This window comes from Natronosalvus rutilus, from assembly GCF_024204665.1.
Classification (GTDB): Archaea; Halobacteriota; Halobacteria; order Halobacteriales; family Natrialbaceae; genus Natronosalvus; species Natronosalvus rutilus.
Genome location: NZ_CP100356.1, coordinates 87086 through 102897, shown reverse-complemented (window position 1 = coordinate 102897; position 15812 = coordinate 87086). Strand labels below are relative to the sequence as shown.

Here is a 15812-nt window from a genome sequence, read left to right as displayed (position 1 = left end):
CTCCCGATTAGTTATGTATATACCGGCGAATTAAGCCGAGATATAATATCAAAATGCGTTCAATAAGGCGGAGTCTTATTACCCGTACTCTCCAACTGTGAGCCATGTATTCGGTACTCGTACCGATTGGAACGGCTGACGCTGGCGTATCACGCGCAGTAGAGACGATTGCATCGTTTCCTGGACGAGACGAACTTTCTGTGGTCATCGTCCACGTGGCTCGAGACGTCGACTTCATTGGATCGGACGGAAGCTACGTCTCGCTGGATCAGGAGGATCTCTCGCTCCCGTCTGCGGTCGAGTCGGCAATGGAGGCGTTCGAGGACAGAGGTATCTCGGCGCAGTTAGTCGTTCGCGAGGGTGACGAAGTCGACGAAATTCTGGAGACGATCAACGACGAATCGATCGACCAGGTCGTCGTCCCCGACAAGCGGCGTTCGCCGGTCGGGAAGGTCATTTTCGGAGGAACAACACTGTCCTTAATCCGGAACTCGCCCGCACCGGTGACTGTCGTTCCGTCACCGAATGTGAAATGACGGTTCGATTATGAGGGGTATCTCCGAACCGGTAGACAACAGCGAGGATGCCGCATCAATTCGCTTCGCCGAGGGCGAGCAGCGTGCCATCCGAGGACACGTCGACGAACGACGCTGGACGGTGACAGGATGAGCGCACGCACTGATTTCGTCGATGGGCTGCGAGCATGTGCACCGTTGATGCTTGGGATGGTTCCATTCGCCATCATTACGGGGGTGACTGCGGTCAACGTCGGTATCTCGCCGATACTCGCCGTAGCGATGTCGGTAGTCGTCTTCGCGGGAGCGGCCCAGCTTGCTGCAATAGACCTGATCGGACAGTCAGCGCCGATTGTCGTCGTGGTCTTCACCGCGATTATCGTCAACCTCCGGTTTATGATGTACAGCGCTTCTATCGCCCCCTATCTCAGTCGTTACTCCACGTTGTCGAAATGGTTCAGCGCGTACGTACTCACGGATCTTGCCTACGCTTTGTCGGTTACCGAATTCGCTGAAACCACTCCCGACGAACGGAGCAGAAAGTGGTTCTATCTCGGCACCGCGATGATGCTCTGGATTACCTGGCAGGTCGGAACCGTCGTCGGCGTCCTCCTCGGCGCAAACGTTCCGGCGGGGCTCTCACTCGAGTTCGCAATTCCATTGACGTTCATGGCGTTGCTATTCCCCGTGTTAAAAGGTCGACCGACTGCGATTACCGCTCTCGTGGCCGGCTTTTTCGCTGTTATCACCGACCCGCTTCCGTTCAATCTCGGGCTCGTGGTGGCCGCGGGCATCGGTATCCTCGTAGGAGTCACCGTTGAATGCTTGAACGGTGAATTCCCTTCGACCCAGGAATTCGACGACGCCACTGACGGTGGTGAATCGGCGTGACGGGCGGCTACAACTCCCAGACTATACTGCTAGTTATTCTGACCGCAGGCGTAGGGACTCTGGTACTTCGTCTTTCGTTCATCCTGTTGTTCGGTCGCCTCGATCGGATCCCACCGCAGGTTATCGGTATTCTCAGGTTTGTTCCTGCAGCCGTGCTGGCGGCGTTGATCGTCCCCGCGATAGTCGTGCTCTCAGTTGAGCCATCGTTCGGACTCAGCTTCGAGTGGCCGATGCTTCTCGCAGGGGCCATAGCGGCGATCATCGCCTGGCGAACCGAGAACGTTCTGGCGACGATTGGGATTGGTATGATCGCACTCTGGACGTTTCAGATCAGTCTGTGATTTCGCCATCGGGTTTAGTTACGCGAATTCTACCAGACGGCGAAGGCCTGTAACCACGCTTCGGTGGTCGCTGGATCGACGTGGCTAAAACTATTGCTAAACGAAGAAGTGCGTCGTTTTATCTCTCTAAAGACACGTTCGACGGCGTTCTGATTTCCGTGTCGTTCGGGATGAAATCGGAGCCCAGTTCGTTGCAATGCAGTCGCTGGATCGTGTGCGTTATCGACGAGAAACACGGCGTCAGCGACGTCGTGTTTCTCATGAAGCTCTCGCAAAAACCGTTGCGTCAATGCCGTCGTAGTCGTCGTGAAGAGACGTACATACAGAAATTTGTTCGTCTCGGGATCGACAGCGGCGTACAGCCAGAACTGTTTGCCATTGATTCGGATCACCGTCTCGTCGAGCGTGACCTGATCCGGATTCGCATTGCTGGCGGGCTGTAACTCTGCCTTCTGCACCCAGTCATGGACGGCTTTCCGCGACCGTTCGACACCGAACTTCTCATGTTCTAAGATGATATTCGAAAGCGATAATTAAGCAAGGTGGAGCCGAATACCGAGCTTCATCAGCTGACGCGGTGTCCGCTCTCGCTCCACAACGTCTACTTCAATCCAGTCGCTACGACCACTGAGGCGAGCTATTTTCGCCATAGACCAGCTGAAAATCACCTCGCCTCACCCTGCAGCCTTAACTAAACACGACCGATTTCGCTGAGGACGTCCGCTAGGGAACCACGATGATCAGAGGGACCGCTCGATCATCGCCTCAATATCAGCGAGCGAGAGGCCGCGAGGGTTCCCGGACGTCAACCGTTCGAGTTGCATCGTCCGTTCAGCGAACGGCGTCACATCCGCGGGTGTGGCGCCGAACGACGAGAGGCCGTCGGGGAGGTCGAGGTCGGAGGCCAGGCGTCTGACGGCAGTCGCCGCTCGCTTGCCAGCGGACTCCTCGTCCCCAAAGCATTCGACGCCAAGACGTTCCGCGATTCGCTCGTGGCGCTCAGGCAGGCCTGCGGCGTTGTATTCGAGGGACGCCGGGAGGAGCGCCGCGACAGTTACGCCGTGTGGACTGTGTAACTTCCCGCCGATGGCCATCGCCATCGCGTGGTTGACCGTCACACCCGCATTCGTGTACGCGAGTCCTGCGAGAAAGCTCCCGAGGAGCATCCCGGAGCGAGCGTCAAGGTTCTCGCCGTTTCCGACCGCCGAACGAATGTTCTCAGAGAGGAGGTCGATCGCCTGCAGGGCGAACGAGTCAGTCAGTGGCGTACGGCCGCCGTAGTCGGGTCGTTCACCAGGACTCTGTGCACGCGGCTTCTGGTCGAACCGACGGACGGTGTACGCCTCGATCGCTTGTGCGAGGGCGTCCATTCCCGACGATGCCGTCTGTGCCGGCGGAAGGGACACGGTCAGTGTCGGGTCGAGTAGCGCGAGGTCTGGATACTGGTAGCGGCTAGAGATGCCGACCTTCGTATCCCGATCTGGGAGCGAGATGACGGTCGCCGGTGACGTCTCCGCGCCGGTGCCTGCTGTCGTCGGGACGCATACTGTGGGTCGGCCCGATTCCGGGACGGCCTTCCCGTCGCCAGTTGGCGGTGCGACGTAAGAGAGCGGGCCGTCGTCCGCCTCGATGAGGGCACCGATTGTCTTCGCGGCATCCATCGCGCTCCCACCACCAACGCCGACCACGACGTCCGGTCCTACGTCGCGTGCGTACTCAAGGGCGTCGCGGAATACGTCAACATCGGGTTCCGGCTCGACCTCGCCGTACACCTCGTAGTCGAGGTTAGCGGGGAGTTGCTCTGTCAGATGCGAGACGATGCCGGCGTCGACGACACCAGCGTCCGAGACGAACAGTACGCTCTCCGGCTTGAACGCGTCGAGTTCGTCACTCAGTTCCTCTGCCGCCCCGACGCCGAACGAGACGCGATCAGCTGCGTCGAACGTCCAGACTGTCTCCGGATCGAACATGGTCTTCCTGAGACCGGAAGTACTGTATCTCTTTCCCAGGCGCGGCCGTCCGCAGTGGTGTCCGCGTGAGCTCGCGGAGCGCTCCGCCGGCACGCCGCCGGTATTCCTCCGGTCCGCCACCAGCAATTCGCCGGTTCGCAGCGGCCGAGTGTTTACGCGTCGTCGACTTCGACGTTCGGAGGAAGCGAGAGCCCGCGGTGCTTCCGGGCGGCCATTACGCGTTCGTACTCCTGGGTCTGTCCGGGTCGGTCGGATATCTCGAGGTCGGAGACGTCGAACTCGCCCTCGATGCCGCCGCGGGCGCCCCACGCCCCGACCCACAGCGTGTCTGTACCGACGTTCCCAATGGCGTGTGGATTCCCGGTTGGGAAGAACGCGGAGTCGAAACGACACAGCCGCTCGTCACGGTACTCCGTCACGAGCCGCGCCTCGCCCGCCATCACCCAGTAGAGCTCCTCGTGAGGGCCCTCATTGTCGAAGTGCGTATGGAGGCTCGTGTATCCGCCTGGCTCCAGCTTCATTACGGAGCTATCCGATATCCACTCGAGTACGTCGAAGTTCGTCATCCATGCCAGCCAGTCGGCGTTGCAACCAACCTCCGGCGCTTCGTATCGTGTCTTGGGCTGGGCGTCGGCGAACGCTTCCACCGTCGGGTCGGGTCGGTCTACGTTCGGAGAGTCGACGTCGTCACCGTCGTCGCCCGGCGGGGTCGAGAGCCCGCGCTCGTCTCGGACAGCCATGATTCGCTCGTACTCCGCCCGGGCACCAGTCCTATCGGCGGGTTCGAGCATCGTCTCCGGCGATGCGCCGTTCCCGCCAGTGGAGTACCACGAGCCGACCCAGAGTGGCTCCACACCGGTGTTCCCGAGCTGGTAGGCCGCGCCTGTCGGCACGGCGACGTGGTCGAAGCGCTCGAGTGGTTCGTCCCAGTGCTCGGTCCTGATCACGGCGCGCCCGGAGAACACGCGCAGCACTCGCTCCAGGGGGCCTTCCACGTCCTCCCGGTGGGAGAGGAAGTCAGTATATGTCCCCGGGTCGACTTTGAGGAGTTCCAGGCCGTCGAACCACTGGGAGCCGTGGAACTCGTACCGCCAGACGAGGTGCTTGAAGTTACACCCGACATCGGACGAGTGACGGGTCGCCGGGGTTACTTCGTTAAACCGCACGACGCTGGCCTTCGGTCGCTCCTCGAGCGAGTAAGTCGGATCGGAGTCGTACTCGATCCGCATCGTGATTAGCGCTCGTCCGGGACGAGTACCGCGTGCACAATCTCGGAATCGAACTCGTCGCCGGGAAGCTGCCGGTTGATCGCTGTCTCCGCTTCGGAGATACCGAACGTGTGCGAGTTGATTCGGGCGACGTCCTCGGCGTTCCGTTCGAGAACGTTCATTGCCTTCTCGACGTCCCCGGCCTGGCCGCGGCCGCCGAGGAGCGTTATCTCGTCGCTGACGATGGCGTTGAGCGGGATGGTCGCGTCCTCCCCGAGGAGGCCGACCTGGACGAGTCGGCCGCGCGGACGGACGAGGTCGATAGCCATGTTGACGGCGGGTTCGGCGGGGGCAGTGACAATGACGACGTCGAACCCAGAGCCGCCCGCAACGTCCTTCGCACGCTCGGCGGCGTCGGGGTCGTCGCTGTAGAGCGTGTGGGTCGCGCCGATATCGGAGGCGACGTGGAGATTTTCGTCGTCCGACGACAGCCCCATGACGACGAGTGGGTCGGCGCCAGCCTCCTTCGCGACGATGGTCGACGCCAACCCCTGCGCACCTGGGCCGACGATAGCGACGCTCTCGCCCGGGTCGACCTGCCCCTTCCGGCTGACCCAGCGGACGCCGTTCCCAACGACACTACTGAGACATGCGGCCTCCGGTGAAACGTCGTCATTGACGGCGTGGACGCGCGACTTCGGATGGAGGTACATGTACTCGCCATAGCCGCCCCAAATGCCTGGGTCGACGTCAGTCGAGAGCGTGATGCCGTAGAGGCGGCCCTCGGAGCACATGTGGTAGTGCCCCTGGAGACAGTCCTCGCAGTCGTTGCAAGGGAGGTATGGCTCGGGGGAGACGCGGTCGCTGACCTCGACACCCCACCTATTGAGGGTTTCCTCGGCGCCGTCGACAACGACACCGGCTACCTCGTGGCCGAGCACCATCGGGAACTCCCCCATATCATTCGTACCCTTATAGAGGCTGAGGTCGGTCCCGCAGACCGACGCCGCTTCTACTTCGATTACCGCGCCCTCATCGGGCGCTTCGGGGACGGAGAACTCCTTGGGTTCGAGACGACCTGGTTCGGATAACACCATAGCAGTTGTCTTCACGCTAACTCACATCGTGTGATACACTACCATTGCCCATAAAGTCACGGTTCGAGGGTGCTATTCCGCACCGAGGGCTCGTTTGACAGATGGGCCGGCAATCGGGGTTTGGCGAACGATAGTTATCGTGAACGGCGTCGCCCTGGTCGTCGTCGCTACGAGCGTAACCCACGACGATCTCGGGATGCTCAACGCCGGTGGCACGGTGAAGTTCCGGAATACGATCCCAATTGGTCGCGTCGGCACACCGCAGGGCATCGGCGACGCAGTGTGCTACCTTGTCAGTTCGCTCGCAGACTTCGACAACGGCGAGAGGCTCGTCGTCGACGGCGCCACTACGAACACGCAGGGCATCGGATCGACGGACGACGAATAGACCCATCGTCGTCGCCGACGGTGCATGGCGTCGCGCGATTACCCGTCGACGGCGACGCCGCCGTCGCGAACCGCGCCAAAGTAGTCGGCGTCCTCGTTTCGCGTCCCGATCTGTCCGCCCTTGAGCGCGAGTTCGAGGCCATCGAACGTCGACTCGTCGGCGTGCACGCGACACAGCGGCGCGCCCGGGCCGACGGGTGCGATCGCTTCGAGCGCGCGGATGTCGAGTTGCGGGATGGCGTGACTGCTCGTGTCGCCGCCGGCGACGCACGCCCGGGTCAGTCCGGTTCGTTCAAGAACCTCACGGAGTATCGCGCCCTGTTCCCGCCCGAGTCGAGTCTCCAGCGTACCGTCTACATCTAGCGAGTCGTAGTGCTTGCGGGTGTTCTCCAGAGCCAAATCGCCCGGGCCGTGAGCGGAGTAGAGGACGACGCTCTGCCCGTCCTCGATGGCATCGACTGCTGTCTTCACCGCCGACGAGCGCGCGTTCGTGGCCGCGTCCGGGTCGACCAGCGCCTCGGTGTCGAGGCGGATGTCGAGGAAGCCGTTCCCGCTCGCCCAGTCAATCTGTGCGGCCGTCGTCGACGACGCACTCCCGGCGACGACGAGTAACGTGTCGACAGAATCGCGCTTGCGGTACAGTCGGTCTTCGCGGTCGATGAGGTCGTCTTCCTCCCATGCGTGCACCAGAGAGTGATGCTGGACACCGGAGGATCCGACCATGAACAGCGGGCCGAATGCTTTGTTCGCACGGTCCCAAAGCACTCGACCGATGACCTCAAGATGATCGGTATCGAGCGCGTCGAAGACAACTATTTCGCCCTCCTCGCTCGCGTCCTCAAGCGCCGACTCCGCTGTAGTGACTGAATCGAGATCCTTGATGTCGACTCGGCCGATAGAGCGGTCGGTCTGCTCGGCGAGGTGTCGGCGCAGGTCGCCCTCCCGCATCGGAGTCACAGGGTGGTCGCGCATCGTCGGATGGCGGTCAATCCGGTACGTATCGCCGTTCTGGACGGCGAAGAGATTCGAGAACGCGACGTACCGGCCGTGGGGGACCTCGGTGCCCTGCGTGACGGGGACGATCGAGGAGTCGTACTCGGCCTGGCCGATGTCGATAGCGTGTCCGATGCTGCCGACGTCGGGTGCAGAGTCGAACGTCGAACAGACCTTGTAGTGGACGATTGGGACGTCGAGATTGCTGAGCATCTCGAATGCCGGTCGGAGTTCCTCGGTCATCTCGGGCAGAGTCATCGACCGGCTCGCGCCAGCAACGCCGAGTGCGTCCAGGTCGTCGAATTGCTTCAGCTCCTCGGGCGTCGGTGGATCGTCGACGAACAACAGTGCGCGGACGCCGTTGTCCGCAAGGCCTTCTAGTGCGTCAGTCGACCCCGTGAAGTCGTCCCCGTAGAACGCCATCAGGAGGTCGTCGTTCGATCGGGTCGTCTCGTCTGTCATCGCTTTGAGTTGCGTGCGTTCATCATTGTTCGTAGTAGTCAAGTGCGGTGCTGAGTGCGTCGTGGTCGGTCGCGTACTCCTCGAGCGGGATTCCCTCCATCGCGGCCTCCCAGCCCTGTTTTAAGTGCGCGACGCCTGCGGCGGGGCCGTCAGGGTGCCCGAGGATGCCGCCGCCGGCGAGATACATGAGGTCGCAATTCCCGAGGGCGTCGTACGTGTCTGGCGCCTGCGCAGCCCACTGGCCCGAGGAGAACACCGGCATCGCGACATCGTCAGGGAAGGCGATGGGACGCTGGACGGCCTTCGCCGACTGGATGACGGACTCGTCGGACTCCGTGAACTTGTTCCGGAGGCCGCTTACGTGGAGGTGGTCGACACCGGCGAGCCGCCAGAACTGCTGGTACGCCACGTAACTGAACCCGAGCTGGGGACACCGAGAGAGTGCGCCCCAGCCGTTCCGGTGGCCGTGAATAGGGAGGTCGGCTTCCTCGCGAAGTGCCTGCACCGCGGCGAGCCCAACGCTCTGGAGGCTGACCATTACGCAGTTCCCACCGGCGTCCTTAACGGCGTCGTGGCGCTCCAGCATCTCGTCGACGGTACCCGTAATGTTGCACGCGTACATGACGCGATCGCCGGTCTCGTCCTCGTGTCGATTGACGACGTCCATCACCGCTTCGACACGCTCCTTGACGGGCGAGTACGGCGGGCTCGCGATGAGTTCGTCGTCCTTGACGAAGTCAACACCCGCGTCGACGACGGGCTCGAGGACTTCGGCGGTGTCCGCGGGCGAGAGGCCGACGTTTGGTTTCACGATTGTCCCGATGATCGGCCGGTCGTGGACATCGACGAGCTCGCGCGTCCCCTCGATTCCGAACTGTGGGCCGGGGTTCTCGGCCGCGAACTCGTCGGGTAGGTCGAGGTCGACGAGTCGAATCCCGGAGAGCGGCTGGAGCTCGTACAGGTTTCCCGCGACGGTCGTCATGAGGTTTGGGAGCGACGTCCCCGTGTTCTCGAGCGGGAACGAGAGGGCGACCTCCGCACGCGTGTACGAGACGTCATTCGTATTCGCGTCGGTTGCGGGCTTCGACCCTGGGAGCGAGGGTTCGGGGACGGTCTCCAGTTCGGTTGTCGCCTCGATGCGCGCGGCGTGATGCTCTCGGAGCGCGTCGGTCTCGCTGGGGACGTCGACGAACGTACCGGAGGACTGTTCGTCGGCTATCATCTCTGCGACTCGTTCGACGGGCTGGGGCGTCTCGATCAGGTACGTTGCCTCCGTCCGGGAGTCGCTGCGCGTGGTGCCCTGGGTCATGGGTCCGGTCGCTCCGTCATGGATCTGGTCGGTCAAGCACGGTCATGCTCCGCGGTCCTCGCGCACGGCTTTCGCGAAGTCCTGTGGCGTGTCGCCCGGTTCGACGCCGAGGCTCGCAGCGCTGTCGTTGACGTGGCTCAGCACACCGTCCTCCCACGCGGAGACGGCGTCTCCGATGTGCGCGGAGTCGACGTCGACCGCGGCGGCGGGAATCCCGCGGTCGTTCATCGTCGCGAGTCGGCCGATGCCAGCGTCGTCCTTCCCGACGCCGGCGTCGAACAGCGTGATGCCCGCAATTTCGGTCGGGACGTATGTCTCGAACTCGCCGGCCAGTCGCTCGCCGTGACTGCCGGCGATCGTGATCGCGCCCTCGTGCCGGCCGGCTATCAGCCCAATCGAGTCGACTGCCCAGACCGGGACGTCGCCGCCGTCCAGTTCGACCTCGGTCAGGTCGGTGTCGGCGTCCGCGGATACGGGTTCGATGTCGCCGTCGTGCATCGTGACGGCACAGTCAAGCGCATTCTGACCCTCCTCGCAGCCAAGGTCCGCCGCGATGTCGTTTACGCGGCTGATCGATCCGTGCTTCGCCATGTCGACGCCGTCCGCGATTCGAGCGGTGTCGTTGTCGACGACGGCGGCCGGACAACCGAGGTCGTCAAGGTAGGGAAGTGACCTGATGCCGGCCTCGTTGCGCCCAATGCCCGCGTCGTTGAAGACGACGCCGGACACGCTAAGGCTGGCAGCGTATCGCCCTGAGGAGATCCCGCCGTGACTGCCAGTTATCACGGTCGTCCCGGTCGCGTCGTCGGGTTGCGTCATGCTGTCGACGATGCGTATGTCTCTTGGCATCCTATCACATGCTGTGTGCGCGAGGATTAATAAAACGTTCCATGGACGCAACGCTGGCCCGTCGACGCGAGCGGTTTTGTGTGCGGTCGCGGTATAACCGACGTCAGTCGGTCTCCTCGACGAGCTGCATCGGGACGAGCGTGTCCTCGGGTTCGAGTGTGACAACCTTCCACGCAAACCCCTGCGACGGCTCGTCGTCCCAGATACGGATGCCACGCGACTCGAGTTCGGCCATGCTCTCGCGGATGTCGTCGACGGCGAACGCGATGTGGAACCAGCCGTCGCCCTGCTCCTGGAGGACGTCGTACGTCCAGCCCTCGTCGCTGAGGGGCTCGATGAGTTCGACGATGTTATCCCCAGCCTGGTAAAGCGCGACGTCTATCTCCTGGGGAATCTGGTACTGCGCGGTCATCTCCCCGCGTGTGAGGAGTTCCATCCCGTAGTTCTCTTCGAAGCTAGTCATTGACGATTCGATGTCTTCGACGACGAACGCGATGTGGTGGATCTTGGTGAACATTGGTAGTGTGGTCGCTGGCAGCGATTCGCCATCCCGAACCGAGTTCGGTCGCTCCCGAGTACGAGGTCGCCTGTCGATCGACGCACGGTGGGTTGCTCGAACGACTTGCCACGTGTGGGAGTCGTGCTTGAACCATCACAACCATGGACCTTAGGGTTTACTCACATGGAAGAGGTGGCGAACGCGAATCCTCCGGGCCGCTCGTTGTCATAGCGGGTATGCCCGTGTGACTCATTTCGGAAAGACGCCGAAAATGCTGTCTCTAAGAGTAATAGTTAACAAGGATCACACTGATAGTACAAATGGTACAATGACCGATTGGTTAGCGGACGACGTAGCAGTAGTCACTGGTGGCGCGAGCGGGAACGGCCGAGCGATCAGCACCACTCTCGCCGAACACGGCGCCGACGTGGTCGTCGCAGACATCCAGAAGGAGCCCAGGGAGGGTGGCGACCCGACGCACGAACTCGTCGAATCCGAGTACGGTCAGCGCGGCGAGTTCGTGGAGTGCGACGTCACGAATATGGACCAGCTCGAGAACGTGTTCGATGCGGCCGAGGCGCTCGGTGGCGTCAGCATCCTCGTCAACAACGCCGGCATCACGGAAGATACGCAGTTTCTCGACGAAACCGAAGACGACTTCGACCGCATCATGGACATCAACGTGAAGGGGCCGTTCTTCGCTGCTCAGTTCGCCGCAGAGCGGATGGTCGACGCGGACCGCGAGGGGAGCATCGTGAACATCGCGAGCATCTCCGGAATCGTCGGCCGCGGGAACGGTGTCGTCTACAGTGCCTCGAAAGGCGCGCTCCGCCTGATGACGTACGCGCTCGCAGCGTCGCTGGGACCGTACGGCATCCGCGTGAACGACGTTTCGCCAGGAGTCGTAGAGACGAGCATGACCCACGACGACCTCGGCATGTTCGAAACCGACGCGGCCGAACAGTACGCCGGGCGAACGCCCCTCGGTCGCGTCGGCAGACCCAAGGACATTGGGAACGCCGTGCTCTACCTCGCCAGTCCGCTTGCGGACTTCGTCAACGGCGAGAGCCTCGTCGTCGACGGCGGCGCGACGAACTCCCACGGTATCGAGTCGTCCGAAGACGAATGACGCGCGTCGCGCTCTTCCACACGGTCGCAGCCCTTACGGGTCGGTTCGAGGAACTCGCCGATGAGTACCTCGCCGACGCGGAGTGGTACCACGTCGTGGACGAGAGCGTCCTCGACGACATGCTCGACGCGGGCGAACTCACACCGAACGTCACCGAGCGCATCTGTACACAACTCGCACTTGCACAACGCGGCGGGGCCGACATCGTCCTCGATACGTGTTCGAGCACGTCCCCAGCGGTTGACGTCTCGCGGAAGCTCGTCGACGTCCCTATCGTGAAGATCGACGACCCGATGACTGAGCGAGCCGTCGAGATCGGCGACCGAATTGTGGTCGTCGCGACGGCCGCCTCGACGCTCGGCCCGAGCAAGGACCTCGTCGAACGGAAGGGCGAAGAAGCCGGCCGCGATGTAACGGTCGAGACAGTCCTCGTGGACGAAGCGTTCGAGGCTCGACGGGCAGGCGACCTCGAAATGCACGACGAACTCGTCTCTGAGGCCGTCGAGGACTTCGCCGACGACTTCGACGTCGTCGTACTTGCACAGGCGTCGATGAGTCACCTGGAGTCCTCGCTGTTCGAGCGCACGAGCGTGCCGGTGCTTTCCAGTCCAGATCTCGCGATGGAACACATCGCCGAACTCGTCAGCGCGAGTCCCTGACGCCGTAGGCACCGCTTCTCGACGCAGCGGGTCGTCGCGTCGTTTTCAGGTGAACAGTTGCGTGGGGCACACAGCTATACGCCCCCTGGTCGTGTAGTCGAACGCGAAATGTCGTTTAACCACGAGTACGCTCAGGCGAACGGTATTGAACTGCATTACGTCCGAGAGGGGTCGGAGTTCCCGCTGTTCCTAGTGCACGGCTGGCCGGAGTTTTGGCGTGCGTGGCGAAAGAACGTCCCCGTACTCGCGGAGTCGTTCGACATCATCGTCCCGGACCTCCGCGGGTTCGGTGACTCCGAGAAACCGGACGTTCCCGCCGAGGAGGGGTACGGTGTCGACGCGCACGTCGAGGACATGCTTGCGCTCGCGGATGAACTGGAAATCGACGAGTTCGGGTTCGTGAGCCACGACCTCGGCGCGTACGTCGGACAGGAGATCGCGCGCCAACACCCCGACGTGCTCCGCGGTCTCTTCCTCTTCGACACGCCGTACCCGGGGATCGGCGAACGCTGGCGAGACCCCGAGCACATCGACGAGATCTGGTACCAGTCGTTCAATCAGCAGCCCTGGGCTGCGGACCTCGTCGGCTCCAGCCGCGAGGCCTGCGAGGCGTACATCGGGCACTTCCTCGATCACTGGGCGGGCGACCCATCGGCGTTCGGCGAAGAAGACCGCCAGGCCTGGGTCGACACGTACCTCCAGGAAGGGAACCTCCAGGGCGGATTCAACTGGTACATCGCTGCCGACGACGCCCGGAAGGAGTTGATGCGCGAGGGTGCCCCGGAGATGGACCCCATCGAGGTCCCGACGCGCATCCTCTGGGGCGAGCTTGACCCGATAGTCAACGCCGAGTGGGCCGACCGGATCGGCGAGTACTTCGCCGACTACGAACTCGACACCGTCCCCAGCGCCGGCCACTTCCTCCACCACGAGAAGCCCGAGCAGGCGAACGCCGAGATCGAATCGTTCTTCGAGGGACTCGACTGAACGACGCGGTCGCGTGGACGCCCTACTAGCGCGCGAGACTGCTCGTACATCGTCGACACGATTACGTCGCCTCACACCGTCGAACCGCTCGCCAGTGGTTCGCACACCGCCGACGCGCTCGCCCTCGATTCACTCGTCGTCGAACGACACCCACGAGGGCGTCGAGAGTCCTCGCTCCTTCCGCGCCGCCATCACACGCTCGTACTCCTCAGCCTGCCCCGGTCGCTCCGAGACCTCGAGATCGTCGAGTTCGAACTCAGCCTCCCGCCCGCCGCGGGCGCCCCACGCCCCCACCCAGAGCGTGTCCGTGCCGACGTTCCCGATCGAGTGAGGGTTGTTCGTCGGGAAGAACGCGCAGTCGAAGCGACGCAGTCGCTCGTCGCGGTACTCCGTCACGAGCCGTGCCTCGCCCGCCATCACCCAGTAGACCTCCTCGTGGGGGCCCTCGTTGTCGAAGTGCGTATGCAGACTCGTGTACGTCCCGGGATCCAGCCGCATGACGACGCTGTCGGAGAACCACTCTAGGTCTTCGGTCGTCGTAATCCAGTCGGGTCGGTCCGCGTTACAGCCGACCGCAGGCGACTCGTGGAATACCTTCGGCATCGACTCCGCGAACCGCGTGACCGTCGGCTCCGGGCGGTCCTCGTCCGGGTCGCCGTCGTAGTCGCCGGCGTACCCAGGAGCTGTCTGCAACCCCTCGTCCGTTCGTGCGGCCATGACGCGCTCGTACTCCTCGCGAGCCCCAGTCCGTTCAGCCGGTTCGAGCGTTGACGCCTCGTGCAGGTGGTTGTCGCCGACCGACGTCCACGACGCGAGCCAGAGTTCATTGGTGCCGGCGTTCCCGAGCTGGTAGGCCGCACCCGTCGGGACGGTGACGAGGTCGAAGCGCTCGAGCGGTTCGTCCCGGTGTTCGGTCCGGAGCACGCCGCGGCCTGAGACGACGCGGACGACCTTCTCAACGGGACCCTCCACATCTTCCCGGTGCGACTGGAAGTCGGTGTACTCGCCCGGGTCGAGCTGCCGAAGTTCGCCGCGATCGAACCACCGCGACGCCGGGAGGTCGTACCCCCAGACGAGGTGGTCGAAGTTGCAGCCAATGTCTGACGCGTGCCGGGCCCACGGTTCGACGTCGTCGAATCGGACGACACTCGCCTTCGGACGCTCCTTGGTCGGCCTGAAAGGGTCGCCGTCGTAGTCGATATCCACGGACATTCGACTCCATCGTTGACACCCGTCGCATTAAGCGTTCGTACAGATTACTCGCATACCGGTCTTCGCAGTGACCGCTCGATGGCACGTGCGCACCGAGAGGTTGGTGATTTCGAGCGGCCGGCAGGGCGTGCAGTCGGGGTCCACTGCGTCAGGCTGCCAGTGCGAAGAATAATCACCCCCCGTGACACACGCTAGACCATGCCAACCTCCGAGATGGGTACGGTCGCATACCTCGCCGAACCGGGACGCGTCGAGTTCAGGAAGTATCCGGTTCCGGAGCCGGGGCCCGGGGAGATCGTCACGACGGTTGACCGCGCGAACGTCTGTGGGTCGGAGCTGCACATCTGGCGGGGGGACCACCCTGAGATCAAGGAGGGATCACTCGGCCACGAGGCGCTCTGTCGCATCGACTCACTCGGTGAGGGCGTCGAGACCGACTACGCCGGCGAACCAGTCGAGGAGGGCGACCTCATCGCGCCCGTTTACTACTTGACGTGTCGGAATTGTACCGCCTGCCTGCACGGACAGTTCCACCTCTGTGAAAACGTCTACGAGTACTGGTCGCGGTCGCCTGAGGAACCGCCGCACTTCCACGGGACGTTCGGGACACACTACGTCGTCCACCAGGACCAGTACTTCTACAAGATACCAGAAGGACTGGACCCTAGCATCGCCGCGGGCGCAAACTGCGCGCTCTCCCAAGTGATGTTCGGCCTCGACGAGACCGGCGTCGAGTACGGCGACAGCGTCGTCGTCCAAGGCGGCGGCGGCCTGGGGCTGAACGCCATTGCGTACGCGAACGAGCGGGGCGCGGAGACGATCCTCGTCGAGGGTGTCGAGGGCCGCATCGACCGCGGCCGCGAGTTCGGCGTCGATCACGTCGTTGATTTCCGCCAGTACGACTCGGTCGACGCCCGTGCGGAGCGCGTCCGCGAGCTCACGGACGGCGTCGGCGCGGACGTCGGCGTCGAGGTCGCAGGCGTTCCGGAGGCGTTCACGGAGGGCATCAGTCTCCTGCGCGACGGTGGGCGGTACCTGGAGATGGGAAACGTCACGCCCGGTGCGATGACCGACTTCGACCCGGGGCTCCTCACGCGCAAGTCCATCGACATCACATCCGTGGTGCGGTACGACCCGTGGTACCTCCACCGCGCACTGGAGTTCCTTGCTGAGCAGACCGATACGTATCCCTACGAGGACCTCATCGACGCAGAGTTCAATCTGCTTGACGTCGACGAGGCGCTCCAGCAGTCGGACTCCCGAGAGGTCACGCGAGCGACGCTGCTCCCGCACTGACCCAGTCT

General features: G+C 63.1%; 16 protein-coding genes and 1 pseudogene. 8 read left to right on the top strand and 9 right to left on the bottom strand.

The window, feature by feature from the left end; all coding sequences use genetic code 11:
* The first annotated feature begins 104 nt into the window (after positions 1–104).
* The 3 genes from NGM29_RS18880 (at position 105) to NGM29_RS18870 (ending at position 1747) form a co-directional block, all read left to right on the top strand.
* Positions 105–536 carry a universal stress protein gene (locus tag NGM29_RS18880; protein ID WP_254161106.1) on the top strand — a complete coding sequence of 144 codons (432 nt, stop codon included), beginning with the start codon at positions 105–107 and terminating at the stop codon, positions 534–536.
* 129 nt (positions 537–665) lie between these two features.
* Positions 666–1406 (top strand): AzlC family ABC transporter permease, encoded by a 741-nt coding sequence (locus NGM29_RS18875; RefSeq protein WP_254161104.1) that lies wholly within the window; start codon positions 666–668, stop codon positions 1404–1406.
* A complete protein-coding gene (locus NGM29_RS18870; RefSeq protein ID WP_254161102.1) occupies positions 1403–1747 on the top strand; it encodes an AzlD domain-containing protein in 345 nt (114 codons plus the stop codon). The genes NGM29_RS18875 and NGM29_RS18870 overlap by 4 nt, the downstream gene beginning before the upstream one ends.
* Positions 1748–1776: 29 nt before the next feature.
* On the opposite strand, the pseudogene NGM29_RS18865 reads toward NGM29_RS18870, so the two are convergent.
* The 4 genes and pseudogenes from NGM29_RS18865 to NGM29_RS18850 all read right to left on the bottom strand — a co-directional run bounded on the left by NGM29_RS18865 (position 1777) and on the right by NGM29_RS18850 (position 6022).
* Positions 1777–2397 (bottom strand): annotated as a pseudogene (locus NGM29_RS18865) (IS6 family transposase).
* A gap of 90 nt (positions 2398–2487) precedes the next feature.
* Complete coding sequence (locus tag NGM29_RS18860; protein WP_254161101.1) at positions 2488–3717, bottom strand: hydroxyacid-oxoacid transhydrogenase; 1230 nt, start codon at positions 3715–3717, stop codon at positions 2488–2490.
* Between the two features lie 152 nt (positions 3718–3869).
* Positions 3870–4946: a cupin domain-containing protein gene (locus tag NGM29_RS18855; RefSeq protein WP_254161099.1), complete on the bottom strand. Its 1077-nt coding sequence runs from the start codon at positions 4944–4946 to the stop codon at positions 3870–3872.
* Between the two features lie 5 nt (positions 4947–4951).
* Complete coding sequence (locus tag NGM29_RS18850) at positions 4952–6022, bottom strand: zinc-dependent alcohol dehydrogenase (protein WP_254161097.1); 1071 nt, start codon at positions 6020–6022, stop codon at positions 4952–4954.
* Between the two features lie 139 nt (positions 6023–6161).
* Between NGM29_RS18850 and NGM29_RS18845 the strand changes: the two genes are divergently transcribed.
* Positions 6162–6410 carry an SDR family oxidoreductase gene (locus tag NGM29_RS18845; RefSeq protein ID WP_254161095.1) on the top strand — a complete coding sequence of 83 codons (249 nt, stop codon included), beginning with the start codon at positions 6162–6164 and terminating at the stop codon, positions 6408–6410.
* A gap of 38 nt (positions 6411–6448) precedes the next feature.
* On the opposite strand, the gene NGM29_RS18840 is transcribed toward NGM29_RS18845, so the two are convergent.
* The 4 genes from NGM29_RS18840 to NGM29_RS18825 form a co-directional block, all read right to left on the bottom strand.
* Positions 6449–7864: a four-carbon acid sugar kinase family protein gene (locus NGM29_RS18840; protein ID WP_254161093.1), complete on the bottom strand. Its 1416-nt coding sequence runs from the start codon at positions 7862–7864 to the stop codon at positions 6449–6451.
* Positions 7865–7886: 22 nt separating this feature from the next.
* Positions 7887–9173, bottom strand: a complete 1287-nt coding sequence (locus tag NGM29_RS18835) for a ribulose-bisphosphate carboxylase large subunit family protein (protein ID WP_254161091.1) — start codon at positions 9171–9173, stop codon at positions 7887–7889.
* Positions 9174–9215: 42 nt separating this feature from the next.
* On the bottom strand, positions 9216–10022 hold the full coding sequence (locus tag NGM29_RS18830) for a hypothetical protein (protein WP_254161089.1): 807 nt from the start codon (positions 10020–10022) through the stop codon (positions 9216–9218).
* 103 nt (positions 10023–10125) lie between these two features.
* On the bottom strand, positions 10126–10539 hold the full coding sequence (locus NGM29_RS18825; protein WP_254161087.1) for a VOC family protein: 414 nt from the start codon (positions 10537–10539) through the stop codon (positions 10126–10128).
* A gap of 310 nt (positions 10540–10849) precedes the next feature.
* Between NGM29_RS18825 and NGM29_RS18820 the strand changes: the two genes are divergently transcribed.
* The 3 genes from NGM29_RS18820 to NGM29_RS18810 all read left to right on the top strand — a co-directional run bounded on the left by NGM29_RS18820 (position 10850) and on the right by NGM29_RS18810 (position 13296).
* The gene (locus NGM29_RS18820) at positions 10850–11650 is read left to right on the top strand and encodes an SDR family oxidoreductase (protein ID WP_254161085.1); all 801 of its coding nucleotides are present in this window, start codon (positions 10850–10852) and stop codon (positions 11648–11650) included.
* Positions 11647–12309: an aspartate/glutamate racemase family protein gene (locus NGM29_RS18815; protein ID WP_254161083.1), complete on the top strand. Its 663-nt coding sequence runs from the start codon at positions 11647–11649 to the stop codon at positions 12307–12309. Before NGM29_RS18820 ends, NGM29_RS18815 begins: the two co-directional genes overlap by 4 nt.
* A 108-nt stretch (positions 12310–12417) precedes the next feature.
* Positions 12418–13296 (top strand): alpha/beta fold hydrolase, encoded by an 879-nt coding sequence (locus NGM29_RS18810; RefSeq protein WP_254161081.1) that lies wholly within the window; start codon positions 12418–12420, stop codon positions 13294–13296.
* Between the two features lie 129 nt (positions 13297–13425).
* Here the strand turns inward: NGM29_RS18810 and NGM29_RS18805 are convergent, their stop codons facing one another.
* The gene (locus tag NGM29_RS18805) at positions 13426–14508 is read right to left on the bottom strand and encodes a cupin domain-containing protein (RefSeq protein WP_254161078.1); all 1083 of its coding nucleotides are present in this window, start codon (positions 14506–14508) and stop codon (positions 13426–13428) included.
* 198 nt (positions 14509–14706) lie between these two features.
* On the opposite strand from NGM29_RS18805, the gene NGM29_RS18800 reads away from it, so the two are divergent.
* Positions 14707–15804 (top strand): zinc-binding dehydrogenase, encoded by a 1098-nt coding sequence (locus NGM29_RS18800; protein ID WP_254161077.1) that lies wholly within the window; start codon positions 14707–14709, stop codon positions 15802–15804.
* The last annotated feature ends 8 nt before the right edge of the window (positions 15805–15812 follow it).

What these genes read in the sequence shown, in the direction of transcription:
- NGM29_RS18850 (WP_254161097.1), bottom strand. Translation starts at nt 6,022, where the DNA reads ATGGTGTTATCCGAACCAGGTCGTCTCGAACCCAAGGAGTTCTCCGTC.
- NGM29_RS18875 (WP_254161104.1), top strand. Translation starts at nt 666, where the DNA reads ATGAGCGCACGCACTGATTTCGTCGATGGGCTGCGAGCATGTGCACCG.
- NGM29_RS18825 (WP_254161087.1), bottom strand. Translation starts at nt 10,539, where the DNA reads ATGTTCACCAAGATCCACCACATCGCGTTCGTCGTCGAAGACATCGAA.
- NGM29_RS18835 (WP_254161091.1), bottom strand. Translation starts at nt 9,173, where the DNA reads ATGACCCAGGGCACCACGCGCAGCGACTCCCGGACGGAGGCAACGTAC.
- NGM29_RS18820 (WP_254161085.1), top strand. Translation starts at nt 10,850, where the DNA reads ATGACCGATTGGTTAGCGGACGACGTAGCAGTAGTCACTGGTGGCGCG.
- NGM29_RS18860 (WP_254161101.1), bottom strand. Translation starts at nt 3,717, where the DNA reads ATGTTCGATCCGGAGACAGTCTGGACGTTCGACGCAGCTGATCGCGTC.
- NGM29_RS18810 (WP_254161081.1), top strand. Translation starts at nt 12,418, where the DNA reads ATGTCGTTTAACCACGAGTACGCTCAGGCGAACGGTATTGAACTGCAT.
- NGM29_RS18840 (WP_254161093.1), bottom strand. Translation starts at nt 7,864, where the DNA reads ATGACAGACGAGACGACCCGATCGAACGACGACCTCCTGATGGCGTTC.
- NGM29_RS18880 (WP_254161106.1), top strand. Translation starts at nt 105, where the DNA reads ATGTATTCGGTACTCGTACCGATTGGAACGGCTGACGCTGGCGTATCA.
- NGM29_RS18855 (WP_254161099.1), bottom strand. Translation starts at nt 4,946, where the DNA reads ATGCGGATCGAGTACGACTCCGATCCGACTTACTCGCTCGAGGAGCGA.
- NGM29_RS18805 (WP_254161078.1), bottom strand. Translation starts at nt 14,508, where the DNA reads ATGTCCGTGGATATCGACTACGACGGCGACCCTTTCAGGCCGACCAAG.
- NGM29_RS18815 (WP_254161083.1), top strand. Translation starts at nt 11,647, where the DNA reads ATGACGCGCGTCGCGCTCTTCCACACGGTCGCAGCCCTTACGGGTCGG.
- NGM29_RS18800 (WP_254161077.1), top strand. Translation starts at nt 14,707, where the DNA reads ATGCCAACCTCCGAGATGGGTACGGTCGCATACCTCGCCGAACCGGGA.
- NGM29_RS18830 (WP_254161089.1), bottom strand. Translation starts at nt 10,022, where the DNA reads ATGCCAAGAGACATACGCATCGTCGACAGCATGACGCAACCCGACGAC.